9 protein-coding genes are annotated in these 14,529 nt (G+C 58.5%); 6 read left to right on the top strand and 3 right to left on the bottom strand.

Features of this window, described 5'->3' with window-relative positions:
• A partial coding sequence (locus NW819_RS02845; RefSeq protein WP_414412824.1) for an electron transfer flavoprotein occupies positions 1–1,343 on the bottom strand: 1,343 nt, incomplete at its 3' end.
• A gap of 109 nt (positions 1,344–1,452) precedes the next feature.
• Here NW819_RS02845 and NW819_RS02840 point away from each other — a divergent pair.
• The 3 genes from NW819_RS02840 (at position 1,453) to NW819_RS02830 (ending at position 6,566) form a co-directional block, all read left to right on the top strand.
• Positions 1,453–2,586, top strand: coding sequence for an anhydro-N-acetylmuramic acid kinase (locus tag NW819_RS02840; RefSeq protein ID WP_414412823.1), 1,134 nt, complete (start codon positions 1,453–1,455; stop codon positions 2,584–2,586).
• Positions 2,587–2,767: 181 nt separating this feature from the next.
• Entirely contained in the window at positions 2,768–4,216 is a 1,449-nt protein-coding gene (locus NW819_RS02835; protein ID WP_414412822.1) for a DUF2079 domain-containing protein, read from the top strand.
• A 349-nt stretch (positions 4,217–4,565) separates the two neighbouring features.
• Positions 4,566–6,566, top strand: a complete 2,001-nt coding sequence (locus tag NW819_RS02830; protein ID WP_414412821.1) for a PhoX family protein — start codon at positions 4,566–4,568, stop codon at positions 6,564–6,566.
• 114 nt (positions 6,567–6,680) lie between these two features.
• On the opposite strand, the gene ilvD is transcribed toward NW819_RS02830, so the two are convergent.
• Complete coding sequence (gene ilvD / locus NW819_RS02825) at positions 6,681–8,378, bottom strand: dihydroxy-acid dehydratase (protein ID WP_414412826.1); 1,698 nt, start codon at positions 8,376–8,378, stop codon at positions 6,681–6,683.
• 358 nt (positions 8,379–8,736) lie between these two features.
• Between ilvD and fbp the strand changes: the two genes are divergently transcribed.
• The 3 genes from fbp to NW819_RS02810 all read left to right on the top strand — a co-directional run bounded on the left by fbp (position 8,737) and on the right by NW819_RS02810 (position 12,431).
• The gene (gene fbp / locus NW819_RS02820) at positions 8,737–9,735 is read left to right on the top strand and encodes a class 1 fructose-bisphosphatase (RefSeq protein WP_414412825.1); all 999 of its coding nucleotides are present in this window, start codon (positions 8,737–8,739) and stop codon (positions 9,733–9,735) included.
• Between the two features lie 37 nt (positions 9,736–9,772).
• A complete protein-coding gene (zwf, locus tag NW819_RS02815; RefSeq protein ID WP_011433572.1) occupies positions 9,773–11,326 on the top strand; it encodes a glucose-6-phosphate dehydrogenase in 1,554 nt (517 codons plus the stop codon).
• Positions 11,327–11,519: 193 nt separating this feature from the next.
• Positions 11,520–12,431, top strand: a complete 912-nt coding sequence (locus tag NW819_RS02810; RefSeq protein ID WP_414412820.1) for a tetratricopeptide repeat protein — start codon at positions 11,520–11,522, stop codon at positions 12,429–12,431.
• A 13-nt stretch (positions 12,432–12,444) separates the two neighbouring features.
• Here NW819_RS02810 and dxs read toward each other — a convergent pair whose 3' ends face one another.
• On the bottom strand, positions 12,445–14,391 hold the full coding sequence (gene dxs / locus NW819_RS02805; protein ID WP_011433570.1) for a 1-deoxy-D-xylulose-5-phosphate synthase: 1,947 nt from the start codon (positions 14,389–14,391) through the stop codon (positions 12,445–12,447).
• Positions 14,392–14,529 lie beyond the last annotated feature (138 nt).

The raw sequence follows: 14,529 nt of genomic DNA, 5'->3' as shown, positions 1-14,529 counted from the left end.
GCGTGGGGGGCCACATAGCCTCGCGGGGGTGGCTCGCTGGGGCTGACCCGCCCGGTGAGCAGGGTGTAGGCGCGCAGAGTTTCTCGTCCGCGGCGAACGGGATCCTGTAAACCCCAGCGCAGGGATCCCAGCCAGGGATGGCCGGCATCGACGCTGCGGCACACCTGAGGCAAGTATTCTTCCAGCAAGCGGGAGTTCTCCAGAAAAGCCTCGCGGAAATAGCGACTGCGGTAGAGGTTTTGCCCCACCGCACTTTCCATCACCGCCCTTTGGTAGTCGGCCTGGATGCGCAGATCCCCTTTCAAGAAGCCATCGTGAATGAGGCCCGCCGCCAGATAGCCGGTTTCCATGGCATTATCCACCCCGGCCAAGCTGCCCACATCCAACACCCCCAGCGCATCCCCCAACAGCAGGGCTCCCTCAACGCCAAACCGGGTGGGCAGGCTGTGGTAGCCCCCTTCGGGAATCACGGCAGCCCCATATTTGAGCAACCTGCCGCCAGCAATTAGGGACTGGATCCAGGGGTGAGCCTTGAACTCCTGCAGACGTTGCTGGGGGTTGAGGTTGGGGTTCTTGCTGTCGAGGCCGATGATCAGACCTAAGGCCAGGCGATTGTCTTTGAGGCCATAGACAAAGCCCCCGCTGAAGCTGCCATCCAAAACCGGGTAGCCCAAGGTATGCCACACCTGCCCCTGCAGGGACTGGGGGATCTGCCACACCTCTTTGACCCCCACCGACCACAGTTGCGGGTTGGGGCGCAGTTGAAACTTCTCGATGAGATCTTTGGAAATGAAGCCTTTGTCGCCGAAACAGGTGAGTTCGGCAAAGATGCAATCTTCGTAAACTTGGCCGGAATCGCTCGCCCGCACCCCAATCACCCGCTCCCCCTCGTAGAGGATTTCATGGGCGGCAAAGCCGGGGAACACATCCAGGGTAACGTTCGGGATCCCTTTGGCTTTTTCCTGCAGGGTTTCGGCCAGCCAACGGATGACGTGGCTGAGGGTGAGAATGAACTGCCCCTGCTTGCGAAATCCCGGCGGGATCACCGCTTCCGGCAGATCCCAGCGCTGTTGGGATCCCAGCACGCTCAAGTGATTGGCTTCCACCCGGCCTTCGTGGGGAAATCCTTGGCTTTCAAAATCGGGGAAGAGCTTGGCGATCACTTGGAGGTTGCAGATGGCGCCACTGACGATGTGACCGCCGAATTGGCGGGCTTTTTCCAAAATGGCAATAGAGATTTTCAGCCCAGAGAGCTTGGCCAGATCCAAAAGGCGGTGGGCCAAGATCAAGTTGGAGGAGCTTCCCCCCACCAAAAGAAGGTCGTAGCGGATGGCTTCACTCATAGTCCCCCACACGGTAGCTCTGGATACCCTGCCTGTATCCTAAAAAGGGGAAGGGGAAAGGGGGCAAAACTTTAGACCTTCTCAAGCCTCTGGTTGAGCCGCCAGCAAAATGATTGTCATTGGCTTAATGTCGGGCACCTCTGTAGACGGGATCGATGTAGCCATCGTCCGCATCGAGGGCGACGATTCCCTACAGTGGGAGTTGATACATTTCCAAACAATCCCCTATTCCCCGACGCTGCGGGCAGAGATTTTGCGGGCTGCGAATCCCAAAACCGGCACGGTAGATCACATCTGCACCTTGAACTTTCGCTTGGGTCGAGCTTTTGCGGCAGCGGCCTTGCAAGGGATCCAAGCGGCCCATCTCACCCCCCAACAGATCGATCTCATCGGCAGCCATGGTCAAACCCTTTGGCATAACCCCGGTGGGCCAGAAGCTTCGACTTTGCAAATCGGTGAAGCTGCGGTGATTGCCGAGCTGACCGGGATCCCGGTGGTGAGCAATTTTCGGGCGCGGGACATGGCGGCAGGAGGTCAAGGCGCACCTTTGGTAGCTTTTGTGGATTGGCTGCTGTTGAGGCATCCCCACCTTCATCGTGTGGCCCAAAACATCGGCGGCATTGCCAACCTCACCTATCTCCCCAGCCTCTGCAGTGGGGGATCCCCCTTGGCCTTCGACACCGGCCCCGGCAATGTTTTGATTGATTTGGCGGTGATGCGGGCCAGCCAAGGACAACAAGCCTTTGATCGCGATGGAAAATGGGCTGCCCAAGGCCAAGTCCACTGGGAAAAAGTTGCAGAATGGATGCGGGATCCCTATTTTCAAAAGGCACCGCCCAAAACCACTGGCAGAGAGTATTTTGGATCCCTTTATTTGGAGCAAATTTGGACCCAATTTATATCTGCTCACGACTGTATTGCCACCCTCACGGGGTTCACAGCCTGCTCCATTGCCCAAGCCTATAGGGACTTTTTGCCCGCGACCCCAGATCAAGTTATTCTCAGCGGTGGCGGCACCCAAAACCCTGTTCTCATGCAACTGCTGCAGGAGCAACTGCCGACCACAACCCTGTTGACTTCCGACCAAGTGGGGATCCCTTCTAAGGCCAAAGAGGCCCTTGCCTTCGCGGTATTGGCCTATAAAACCTGGCAAGGTAAGACCAACAATTTACCGGAAGCAACTGGGGCAAGACATGCTGCCATCTTGGGCCAAATCACACCCTCTTGTCGTAACCAGTCCTAACTCATCTGTATCGTTATCTCCAACAAGCTTGAGCCATTCCTCATACTCCCGAGGAAAGAGAAATGTCCGGAATTGCGGCGGAGCCTCTGCCGAATCCAGATCTCGCTAGGATGTCACGCAAGGCTGAGAAAAGCGATAAAGTTACCTTGCCAAGATCTATAAATCAAAAGCCCTAGTTCTTATGAAGGATCGTCCTCTGCCTCCACTTCTGCTGGCAATCATGATTTTTAATTTCTTCATTCTCTTTGGCTGTAGTGTTGTCCGGCATCACCTGTTTCAGTCTGGAGGATATGATCTTGGCATCTTCGACCAATCCATCTATCTAATCAGTCGGGGAGAGGTTCCGTTTTCGACCATTCGAGGGATCCACATCTTGGGAGACCACGCAGCCTTTATTCTCTATCCCATCAGCTTTTTGTACCGCATTGTCCCCTCGGTCTATTGGCTGTTTGGGCTCCAATCCCTGGCGTTAACCTTGGGAGCATTGGCTATTTATCACCTTGCACTTCAGGCCAAGGTCGATCCCGGCCAAGTGATGGTGATTGCCACAGCCTATCTTCTCTATCCGGCCATTTTTAACGCCAACCTTTTTGATTTTCATCCAGAGGTTTTGGCCGTTCCCCTTTTCTTGGCGGCTGTGCTCTGCATTCGCTCTGGAAAATTGTGGGGGTTCCTTCTCTGTTTGAGCGGCATCCTCGGCTGTAAAGCAGTGTTGTCTCTCAATGTTGTCGCCCTGGGAGCCTGGCTGTTGCTTTGGGAAAGAGGACGAATTCAAGAACGCTGGCAATGGCGCTGCCAAGTGGGCGGCTGGACGGCAATTGCAGCAGGATCAGCTTGGTTTGGGATAGCCACTTTTGGGGTCATTCCTCACTTCAGCGGCAGCGAGCCGGCAGCCGTTTCTCATTACGACTATCTAGGGAATTCTGTTGCGGAAATTGTTCAAGGTTTAATCTTGAGACCGATGCTGGTTTTGAGCAAAGTCTTCTCCCTGGACACCCTGTTTTATGGATTTTTATTGGTTGCGCCTTTGGCTTGGGGCCTCTCTTGGCGACACTGGGATCCCTGGATCCCTGCCCTGCCTACCCTGGGTTTGAATATACTCTCCAGCAACCCCGCCTATCGAGATCTGGTGCATCAGTACGCTTTGCCTATCGTTCCTTTCTTGTTCTTAGCTGTCATCGAGAATGTGAAAAATCACCTCTTCCAGAGCCATTTTATAAAAGATGGAAAACTGCCCCTGATCTGGTCTTCGCTGGCCTTTTTGGCCTTAGGGAAATACACCTTTTTCGGCTCGATTTATCTCAGCTCCCTGGACACTTGGCAGGCAACCCGACAGGCTCTTGCCCAGATCACCACCCAAGGGGGCGTCCTCACCACCCACGAGATCAGCCCTCACCTCACCCAGCGACCTGTAATCTACTTTACAGACGAGGGCCGCTTCAATGGATCCCCGCCCTCTCAGTGGGATCCCTTTGATTATGTGTTGCTCAACACCCGTCATCCGGGGTGGCGCAGCACTCCAGAGTTTTCCCGTGTCCTGATTGAAGCTTTACAGAAGGAAACTCAATTCCAGCTTCTGTACCACCAAGATGGGGTGTATTTGTTCTCTAGGTTACGAAAAGACCTCTAAGAATCGCATAAGAATCGCAATTCTAAGGACTGCAGACTACTTTATTGGCACTTGATCTAATTGACTTAAACCAAGTCTTCTTCTCGTTGCAACAAATGATTAAGAAACTGCTGCTTCAATCTAAAGAAATTGTTTACACTTGCAAGGCTTAATCTGAGCTTAGTCTTCTCTTAACTTCAAGCCACTAACTTTGTAGTGCCTATCCTCATGCGCGAATAGAGTAGCGCAGGGGTTAGGTGCTGTTTTATAAGACTCGCCAAGTTTCTAAACAAAACTTGTCAAGACAAGAGGAGAAGTCAACGTGAGTATCCATTCGCATGGCCCTAAGCTTCGTCCTGGAGACGAGCCTATGTGTAACCACTCTCCCAACCCCACCTTCAGCAGCATCCTGGAGAGCCGTTTGCAGCGGCGTCAAGTGTTGCAGGGGGGAATTGCTGCAGCGGTGGCCACCTTTTTTGGCTTGCCTGCGCTGAACGGTGCTTCCAAATCGGCAAAAGCCGCCAGTGGCAGTGCTTTGCTGGGCTTCAAGGCAATTCCTGTGAGCGCGGAAGACAAACTGGTGGTGCCCGAAGGCTACACTGCCCGACCGCTGCTGGCTTGGGGTACTCCCATCACCGGCACCTATCCACAGTTCAAGCTGGAAAACACCGGTGCCGAGCAGGGAATGCAGGTGGGCAGCCACCACGATGGCATGCACTTCTTCCCCATTGACGGGAAGGATCCCTGGCAGGGCAGCTCCACCGAGGGTTTGCTGGTGTTTAACCACGAGTACGTCGAGCCTCGGTTTATGCATGCTGCGGCTGTGGGCCAAAAGCTGGATTCCGACTTGTATCCCACCAATCCTGACGGCAGCCGCGATCCCGACCAGGTGCTGAAAGAGCTGAATGGCCACGGGGTGAGCATTGTCCACATCAAGCAGCAGGGAGACGGCAGTTGGGAAGTGGTGCGGGATCGCCTCAACCGCCGCATCACCGGTCTTACCCTCATGGAGATCCAAGGGCCAGTGCGGGGATCCGACTTTGTGAAAACCAAGTTCAGCCCCGAAGGCACGATGACCCGTGGCACCCTGAACAACTGCGCCCACGGCGTCACTCCCTGGAATACCTACCTTACTTGTGAGGAGAACTGGGCGGACTACTTCAGCAACACCAGCAAAGGCCCCGACCAAAAGCCCAACCTGCCCCGGGAGCACAAGCGCTACGGCGTGAGCACCGAGACTTCCCGCTACGGCTGGGAGCTGGCCAGCAACAAGGCGGACGAGTTCATCCGCTTCAATGCCACCCCCACCGCTGCGGATGCCACTCAAGACTACCGCAATGAGCCCAACACCTTTGGCTGGGTGGTGGAGATCGATCCCTTTGATCCCAGCAGCACTCCTAAGAAGCGCACCGCTCTGGGCCGCTTCGCCCACGAAGGCGTGGTGTTTCAGCCGCCGGTGGAAGGCCAGCCGATTGTGGCCTATATGGGGGATGATGCCCGCTTTGAGTACATCTACAAGTACGTCTCTGCCGAGCCCTACCGCAAGGAAACGGCGGGTGGACATCTGTTGGACAATGGCACCCTGTATGTGGCCAAGTTCAACGAAGATGGCACAGGGGAGTGGCTGCCGCTGGTGTTTGGGAAAAACGGTCTAACCCCGGAAAACGGCTTCACCAGCCAAGCAGATGTGTTGGTGAATACCCGCACGGCGGCGGATTTTGTCGGTGCTACTAAAATGGACCGGCCTGAGTGGGGAGCGGTGGATCCGCAAACCCGCATGGTCTACTTCACCCTGACCAACAACAGCCGTCGGGAACAAGACCAGGTGAACGCTGCCAACCCCCGTCCCAAAAACAAGTGGGGTCACATCATCCGTTGGAAGGAAGCCAACGACCGGCCTCAAGCCACCCGTTTCGAGTGGGATCTCTTTGTCTTGGCCGGGCCGCCTGAAGATAGCCGCACCCTATCAGGTCAACCCCTCAATGCAGATAACATCTTCAACTCTCCCGATGGTCTGTGGTTCGATGCCAGCCGTCGCCTCTGGATCCAGACCGACACCAGCGAAAGCAATCTCAACCAAGGGGATTTTGCTCCTTTTGGCAATAACCAAATGTTGGCTGCCGATCCGGATACAGGGGAAATTCGCCGCTTCTTGACCGGGCCGATTGGGCAGGAGATCACCGGTGTGGTCACCACTCCCGATCAGCGCACCATGTTCATCAACGTGCAGCACCCAGGCGCCAGCACCAGCGAGGACGACTTTGCTGCCGGCAAGGTCAATTCCCGCTGGCCAGACTACGACCCCAATCTCTACCCCCGCTCGGCGGTGGTGGTGATCACCAAAAATGACGGCGGGATCATCGGTACCTAGTTGTCTCTGAGGCCGTCAGCCCATAAAACCCAGCGGCAGGGATCCCTTCTCTCTGCCGCTTTCTCGCACTCATAGTCGCTTCAGGTTAGGTTGAGACGCCAGGGCTACGAGGAATTAATCCCACAGGTTTAAATCCGTCACTGCCCCCAGGCTGCTGCTGGAGACCAGCTTGGCGTACTTGGCTAGGGTGCCCCGTTTGTAGCGAGGCTCAGGAGGAGACCAGCGGGCGCGGCGGCGGGCCAGCTCTTCTTCGCTCACATGCAAGTGCAACTGGCGAGCCGGGGCATCAATGGTGATGAGATCCCCTTCCTCCACCAGGGCAATCGTGCCCCCCACATAGGCTTCGGGAGCCACATGGCCCACTACCATGCCGTAGGTGCCGCCGGAGAAGCGGCCATCGGTGATCAGGCCAACGCTATCCCCCAAGCCGGCGCCGATGATGGCCGAAGTGGGCGAGAGCATCTCCCGCATGCCGGGGCCACCTTTGGGGCCTTCGTAGCGGATGACCACCACATCCCCTGCTCGGATCTGGCCGGAGAGGATGGCCTGCAGGCAGGACTCCTCTGAATCGAAGACCCGCGCCGGCCCGGTAATTTTCGGGTTCTTGACGCCGGTAATCTTGGCTACTGCTCCTTCGGGAGCCAGATTCCCCTTGAGGATGGCCAGATGCCCTTGGGGGTAAAGGGGGCTGTGCCAGGGGCGGATGACCTCTTGGTCGGGGCTGGGCTCGTCGGGCACGTCCCGCAAAACCTCGGCAATCGTCTGGCCGGAGATGGTGAGGCAGTCGCCGTGCAGCAGGCCGTGGTTGAGCAAGATCTTCATTACTTGGGGGATCCCGCCGGCCCGGTGCAGATCGGTGGCAACAAACCGGCCTGAAGGCTTGAGGTCGCAGAGGACGGGCACGCGGGCGCGGATGGTCTCGAAGTCATCCAGCGTCAGGGGCACTTCTGCTGCGTGGGCAATGGCCAAAAAGTGGAGCACGGCGTTGGTGGATCCCCCTACCGCCATGATGACCGAGATGGCGTTCTCAATGCTCTGGCGGGTGATGATGTCCCGGGGTCGGATATTGGCTTGGATGGCCTCAGCCAAGACCTTGGCCGATTGGGCAGCGCTTTCGGCTTTCTCTTCGTCCTCTGCCGCCATCGTGGAAGAGTAGGGCAGGCTCATGCCCATGGCCTCAAACGCGCTGGACATGGTGTTGGCCGTGTACATGCCGCCGCAGGATCCGGCACCGGGACAGGCATGGCGCTCCACCGCCAGCAGCTCTTCCTCGGAGATGCGCCCGGCACTGAACTCCCCCACCGCTTCAAAGGCGCTGACGATGGTGAGGTCGCGGCCATTGTAGTGACCCGGCTTGATGGTGCCGCCGTAGACGAAGATCGAGGGTACATTGAGGCGGGCCATGGCGATCATCGCCCCCGGCATATTCTTGTCGCAGCCGCCAATGGCCAAGAGGCCATCCATGCTCTGGCCGTTGACCACCGTCTCGATGGAATCGGCAATCACTTCCCGCGACACCAGCGAGTATTTCATCCCCTCCGTGCCCATGGAAATGCCATCGCTGATGGTGATGGTGCCGAACACCTGGGGCATACAGCCCGCTGCCTTCAGAGCCGCCTCCGCCCGCTCCGCCAGAGTTTGGATCCCGATGTTGCAGGGGGTGATGGTGCTGTGGGCGTTGGCAATGCCGACAATGGGCTTGCCGAAGTCTTCGTCGCGAAAGCCTACGGCCCTGAGCATGGCGCGGTTGGGGGAGCGCTGTACTCCCTGGGTAACCACTTGGCTGCGCAGCGGGAAAGGGGAATTGGCCATCATTGCAAGAGGAAACCGGGACGAAGTAGGGAGAGGAGAAAAGGGGTAGAACTCATCCTACCGCGTTTCTTCGGGGGAACATGAGCTTTCCCGGAAAGAGGGATCCAAACCAAATCTGAAGCAACTCTGTAAGTTGTCTGCACCTGCGCCGAGGATCGGCCAGCCTACCTAATAGAAGGGATCCCAGGTTCCAATCGCGTTAGCGAGACCGAGTCAAGACATGGGGGCCAGGGATCCTGGGTGTTGGTGTTTCCCCTTCGTGTTGGCGAAGCCTCGTATGGTTCTCAGCTCTCCTCTCCCCTCGCCTGCAGTGCCCAGCAGCGCCGACCGCGTTGGCGGGACAGAGTCCTCACGGGAGATGTCGCGGGATGTGCTCACCCTCTCCCGTCATGTTTTACAGCAGTTTGGCAGTTTTACGGCAGAGGCCCAAGACTTCAGCGCCCTGATGAACCGCATTGCCCTGGCCGGCAAGATGATCGCCCGGCGGCTGAGTCAGGCAGGACTGATCGAAGGGGCGCTGGGGGTTACCGGCAGCCTCAATGTCCAAGGGGAAGAACAGCAACAGATGGATGACTATGCCAACCGGGCCTTCATTCGCGCTTTGGAGCAAACGGGCCTGGTGTGTCGGCTGGTCTCGGAAGAGATGAAAACCCCGGCTCGCCTGCCGGAAAACTGCTCCCTCAGCCGCTTGGCCCTGATGATCGATCCCCTGGATGGATCCTCCAACATTGACGCCAACCTCAGCGTCGGCTCTATCTTCTCCGTCCTTCACCCTCTTGAGGATCGCCCGGAAGCGGACAACCAAGACCTGCTGCAACCGGGCCGTCGCCAACTGGCTGCGGGATATATTCTCTACGGCCCCAGCACCCAATTGGTCTATTCCGTCGGCAAGGGGGTACACGGTTTTACGTTGGATCCCAGCTTGGGGGAATTTATCCTCTCCCGCAGCGACATCCGCATTCCTGAACGCGGCTCCGTCTACAGCCTCAACGAGGGCTATTTCTGCCACTGGAGCGAAGGGATCCAGAACTATGTCCGGTATGTTCACCGCCGCGATGGCTATATCTCCCGTTACAGCGGCGCTCTGGTGGCGGATTTTCACCGCATTCTCCTGCAGGGCGGAGTTTACCTCTATCCCGGCACCCAGAAAAAACCGGAGGGCAAGCTGCGCCTGATGTACGAGGCCAACCCCCTGGCTTTTCTGGCCGAGCAGGCGGGCGGGGCGGCCACCACTGGCACCGAGGCCATCCTAGACATCGTCCCCCAATCTCTCCACCAACGGGTGCCCCTTATCATCGGCAGCCGCGAGAACGTGGAAGAAGTGCTGCGCTGCCTAGAGGGTTCTCTGGTGCCCTAGGTTCTTCCCAATCCTTCTCTTTGAGCCAAGCTGGCCTATGGTAACCCTGGCAGAAAACCCCCTTCGCGTTGGTCTCAACCAAGAACGCACCCCGGATCCCTGCATTGTGGTGCAGTTTGGCGCTTCTGGGGATCTGGCCGCCCGCAAGCTGCTCCCGGCCTACTACCGGCTGTTTGGGCAGCGGCGGCTGCCGCCGGAGTTTACTTTGGTGGGGGTGGCCCGCCGCGATTGGACTCACGAGGTTTATCGGGAAAAGATGCGGGCTGCCGTGCAGGAGTTTGCCCCCCAGGACTTGGGGCCGGAGGCCCTCTGGCAGGACTTCGCCAGCCGCCTGTTCTATTGCCGCCTCGATATCGGAGATGCTGAGAGCTATCTGCGCCTAAAGCAGCTGCTCAGCCAGCTGGACGAAGAGCGGGGCACCCGCGGCAACCGAGTGTTCTATCTGGCGGTGGCGCCGGACTTCTATGCCCAGGCCATCCAACAGCTGGGGGCAGCTGGCATGGTGGCCGATCCGACCAAAACGCGGGTGGTGATCGAAAAGCCCTTTGGCCACGACCTCACCTCGGCCCAGGAACTCAACCGCCTTGTGCAGCGAATTTGCCAGGAAGAGCAGATCTACCGCATTGATCACTACTTGGGCAAAGAGACGGTGCAAAACCTGCTGGTCTTCCGCTTTGCCAACGCCATTTTCGAGCCCCTCTGGAACCGCAACTACATCGACCATGTGCAGATCACCGTGGCGGAGACGGTGGGGGTGGAGGATCGGGCCGGCTACTACGACACTGCCGGCGCCCTGCGAGACATGGTGCAAAACCACCTAATGCAGATCTATTGCCTGACGGCCATGGAGCCACCTGTCTCACTGCGCAGCGATGGGGTGCGCAACGAAAAGACCAAGGTGCTGCAGGCCACCCGCCTAGCGGATCCCCGCAATGTGGCAGCCGCAGCGGTGCGGGCGCAGTACGGCCCTGGCTGGATTGCCGGCAAGCCGGTGCTGGGCTATCGGCAGGAGCCCAATGTCAATCCCCAGTCCAAAACCCCCACCTACGTCGCTCTGAAACTGGAGTGTGATACTTGGCGGTGGAAGGGGGTGCCCTTCTACTTGCGCACTGGGAAACGCCTGCCCAAGAAGGTTTCGGAGGTGGCCATTCACTTTAAGCAGGTGCCCCTTTCCCTGTTCCAATCGGCAGCTCGGGAGGTGAGTCCCAACATCCTGGTACTGCGCATCCAACCCAATGAGGGCATCTCGTTGCGCTTTGAGGCCAAGATGCCGGGGCCAGAGATCCGCACCCGCTCGGTGGATATGGATTTCCGCTATGGGACTGCCTTTGGAGCGAGTACACCGGATGCTTATGATCGCCTGCTCCTGGATTGTCTGTTGGGGGATCCAACGCTGTTTACCCGTGCCGATGAGGTTGAAGCGGCCTGGCGGGTGGTGACGCCGGTGTTATCGGCCTGGGAGTCTGAGCCCGGCAGCGGCAATGGCGGCGGTGCTGCACCGCCTCTGTTCACCTATGAGGCCGGCACTTGGGGGCCAAAGGCTGCCGAAGATCTGCTCACCCAATCGGGGCGGCGGTGGCGGCGCCTCTGATTTGGCTGCTCTCGGCTGGTAAACCATGGCCTATCCACCTCTGTGTAAGCCGGGGCACCCTCAGCAACAGGCAGAAGAGCATGAGCAGCTCAAGAGCCCTTTCAAATGGCCGCTGCAGAAGAGAACACCAAGACGTAGGGATCCCCGGCTGTTGCAGCTAACATGGGCATGGCCTGTTTATTGCGTGGGTATCATGCCGCCACTGTTGTTTCGGTTATCCGTCCGGCCCTGGCGAGCCTTGTCGGTGGGCCTGGCAGTTGTGTTGGGGATGGGAGGGTGGAGCTCTGCCCAGGCCCAGGTGTTGCTGCACGTCCCTCTGCCCAATGGGGGCTTGATGCAGGCCCAAGCGCTACAACTGGCCACCGACTCGCTGCGGCTGGCCCAGTTTGGTCAAACGGAAGAAGCGCTGCGCCGCCTGCAACTGGCCGTGGCCATGGTGCCCAACTCCTCAGAGCTGCTCTATGTTTTGGGCAACGTCCACCTAGAACTGGGGGACTTGGAGCAGGCGATTGCCTCGTTGCAGAAGGCCCGCGCCCTGTCTCCTCAAGATGGGGCTGTTCTCTACTCGCTGGGATCGGCTTATTTGCGGCAGGGCAGCTACTTTGCCGCTGCTGAAACCCTGGAACGAGCTGTGGCCCTGCAACCGGATAACCCCAACGCTCGCTTCCAACTGGGCAATGCCTACCTCATGCTGGATCGGTGGGATGCGGCCCGGCAGGAATATGAGAAGACCTTGGAGTTGGATCCCGCCTATTGGCCGGCCATGAACAACATGGGCTTGGTGGACTATGAGCAGGGGGATCTCGACGCCGCCATCGATCGCTGGGAACGCACGATAGAGATGAACGACTCTGTGGCAGAGCCCTATTTGGCCCTGGCGACTGCCCTCTACATTCGGGGAGAAACCGAACGAGCTGAGGAACTGGGGGCAAAGGCCATGCGCTTGGATCCCAACTACGCCCGCCTGCAGGTGTTGCGGGAGAACCTGTGGCGAGAAAACCTGCTGCGAGATGTGCAGATCCTCCTGCGCACCCGCCCTGTTGCAGAAGCTCTGCAGCAAGCCGCTATCGAGCAGTTCAACCGGCGGATGGGCCTCTCAGAATAGATTCAGGATAGATTTAGGAATTGACAGTGGGAAGTTCTGCAGGGGATCCCTTGAGAACTCGTGCCTGAAACTTGGCCCGAATCCGCTCGGCAATCCCGGCACTGTTCAAGCCCAGTTCTGCCAAGGATTCCTCGGGGGTGGCGTGCTCCACCCACACATCCGGCACCCCCAGGCGCAACAAGGGCACTGCCAGGTCGGCGTCGAGCAGGGCTTCGGCCACTGCCGAGCCAAACCCACCCATGAGGCAACCTTCTTCCACCGTCACCACCAAGCGGCTCTGTTCGGCCAAAGGCAGGATCAGCTCAGTATCCAGAGGCTTGGCGAAGCGGGCATTGACCACCGTGGCTGAGATGCCGTGTTCTTTCAAGATCTCCGCCGCCTGCAGGCTGGGATGCACCATCGACCCATAGGCCAGGATCAGCACCTCGCCGCCGCTGCGCAACACCTCGGCTTTGCCGATGGGCAGGGGTTCCCATCCCTCTTCTGCCAGAGGCACCCCTACACCCGATCCGCGCGGGTAACGCATGGCGATGGGGCCCTGGGTGTACTGGATCCCGGTCACCACCATGCGCTGTAGCTCCGCTTCATCTTTGGGAGCCATTAGCACCATTTCCGGAATGCAGCGCAGATAGGCGATGTCGTACATGCCTTGGTGGGTGGGGCCATCGGCTCCTACAACTCCCGCCCGATCCAAGCAAAAGAAGACCGGCAACTTTTGGATACAGACATCGTGGATGATCTGGTCGTAGGCCCGCTGCAAGAAGGTGGAATAAATGGCCACCACCGGGCGCATCCCCTCACAGGCCATGCCAGCCGCCAACGTTACAGCGTGCTGCTCGGCGATCCCCACATCCACAAACTGATCCGGCAGCTTTTCCTTGAGCTTATCCAGGCCAGTGCCCGTATCCATAGCGGCGGTGATGCCGATGATGCGAGGATCCCGCTCGGCCAGCTTGCAGAGGGCATGGCCAAAGACCTTGCTGTAGCTGGGGGGCTTAGGCTTGGTGGGCGGGTAGGGCTTGCCGGTGGCCAGGTCGAAGCGGGATTGGGCATGATACCCCACCTGTTCCGCTTCGGCAGGCGGGTAGCCCTTGCCTTTGACGGTGGCCACATGCACCAGCACCGGCCCGGAGATGCCGTGGGCCAACTCAAAGGCATCCAACAATTCCGCCAGGTTATGCCCGTCCACCGGACCCACGTAGGTAAAGCCCAGCTCCTCAAAGATGATGCCTGCCTTGTTGTTTTGCACGGCGGTAACCAGCTTCACCGTTTCCTTGAGGCGGTCAATTTCCGGGCTGAGGCTGGATCCCAGTAGGGGCAGGTTCTTCAGTTGCTCTTCTAGGCTGTCGGCCAAAAACTGCACCGGCGGGCTGAGGCGCAGGCGGTTTAAATAGCGAGGGATCGCCCCCACATTGGGGGAAATAGACATGCCGTTGTCGTTGAGCACCACCATTAGGTTGGTCTTGGGCAGGTGCCCGGCGTGGTTGATGGCTTCATAGGCCATGCCTCCGGTCAGGGCACCATCCCCAATGATGGCCACCACCTTGAAGTTGTCTCCCCGCCGATCCCGAGCGATGGCCATGCCCAAAGCTGCCGAGATGCTGGTGGAAGCGTGCCCCGCCCCAAAGTGATCGAAGCGGCTCTCGCTGCGCTTCAGGTAGCCGGAAATCCCCCCCTTCTGGCGCAATGTGTGGAAATTGTGGTACCTGCCGGTGAGCATTTTGTGGGCATAAGCCTGGTGCCCCACATCCCAGATCACCTTGTCTCGATCCAGATCGAGGGTCTTGTAGAGGGCCAAGGTCAGCTCCACCACCCCCAGCCCTGGCCCCAGATGACAGCCGACCGGGGAATTGGCAGCCGTCTGCAGATGTTTGTCGCGAATCTGGCGGGCTAGGCTGCGCAACTGGCTCAGGTTCAGGTTTCGGAGCTGGTTGGGATGAGTGATGTCACTCAGGTGCATAATGGACTCGTCCTTCCGGTGTGATCTCACTCTAATTCATTTTCAGGAGGGGTTTTGTAGCCCTCCCTCTCAAAACTTCAAGGAATGCAGGGATCCCCTCAATGCTGGGCCAAGGGCAGTAAACTACCCGACCCTGAC

The sequence above is a fragment of the Synechococcus sp. R8-2 genome, from assembly GCF_047461715.1.
In the GTDB taxonomy this organism is placed as follows: Bacteria; Cyanobacteriota; Cyanobacteriia; order Thermostichales; family Thermostichaceae; genus Thermostichus.
The sequence above is the reverse complement of the archived record's forward strand: the minus strand, read 5'-3'. Positions and strand labels throughout refer to the sequence as shown.

Bases quoted from the DNA above. Each gene is read 5' to 3' on its own strand.
- NW819_RS02840 (WP_414412823.1), top strand. From the start codon at position 1,453: ATGATTGTCATTGGCTTAATGTCGGGCACCTCTGTAGACGGGATCGAT.
- NW819_RS02835 (WP_414412822.1), top strand. From the start codon at position 2,768: ATGAAGGATCGTCCTCTGCCTCCACTTCTGCTGGCAATCATGATTTTT.
- NW819_RS02830 (WP_414412821.1), top strand. From the start codon at position 4,566: ATGTGTAACCACTCTCCCAACCCCACCTTCAGCAGCATCCTGGAGAGC.
- ilvD (WP_414412826.1), bottom strand. From the start codon at position 8,378: ATGGCCAATTCCCCTTTCCCGCTGCGCAGCCAAGTGGTTACCCAGGGA.
- fbp (WP_414412825.1), top strand. From the start codon at position 8,737: ATGTCGCGGGATGTGCTCACCCTCTCCCGTCATGTTTTACAGCAGTTT.
- zwf (WP_011433572.1), top strand. From the start codon at position 9,773: ATGGTAACCCTGGCAGAAAACCCCCTTCGCGTTGGTCTCAACCAAGAA.
- NW819_RS02810 (WP_414412820.1), top strand. From the start codon at position 11,520: ATGCCGCCACTGTTGTTTCGGTTATCCGTCCGGCCCTGGCGAGCCTTG.
- dxs (WP_011433570.1), bottom strand. From the start codon at position 14,391: ATGCACCTGAGTGACATCACTCATCCCAACCAGCTCCGAAACCTGAAC.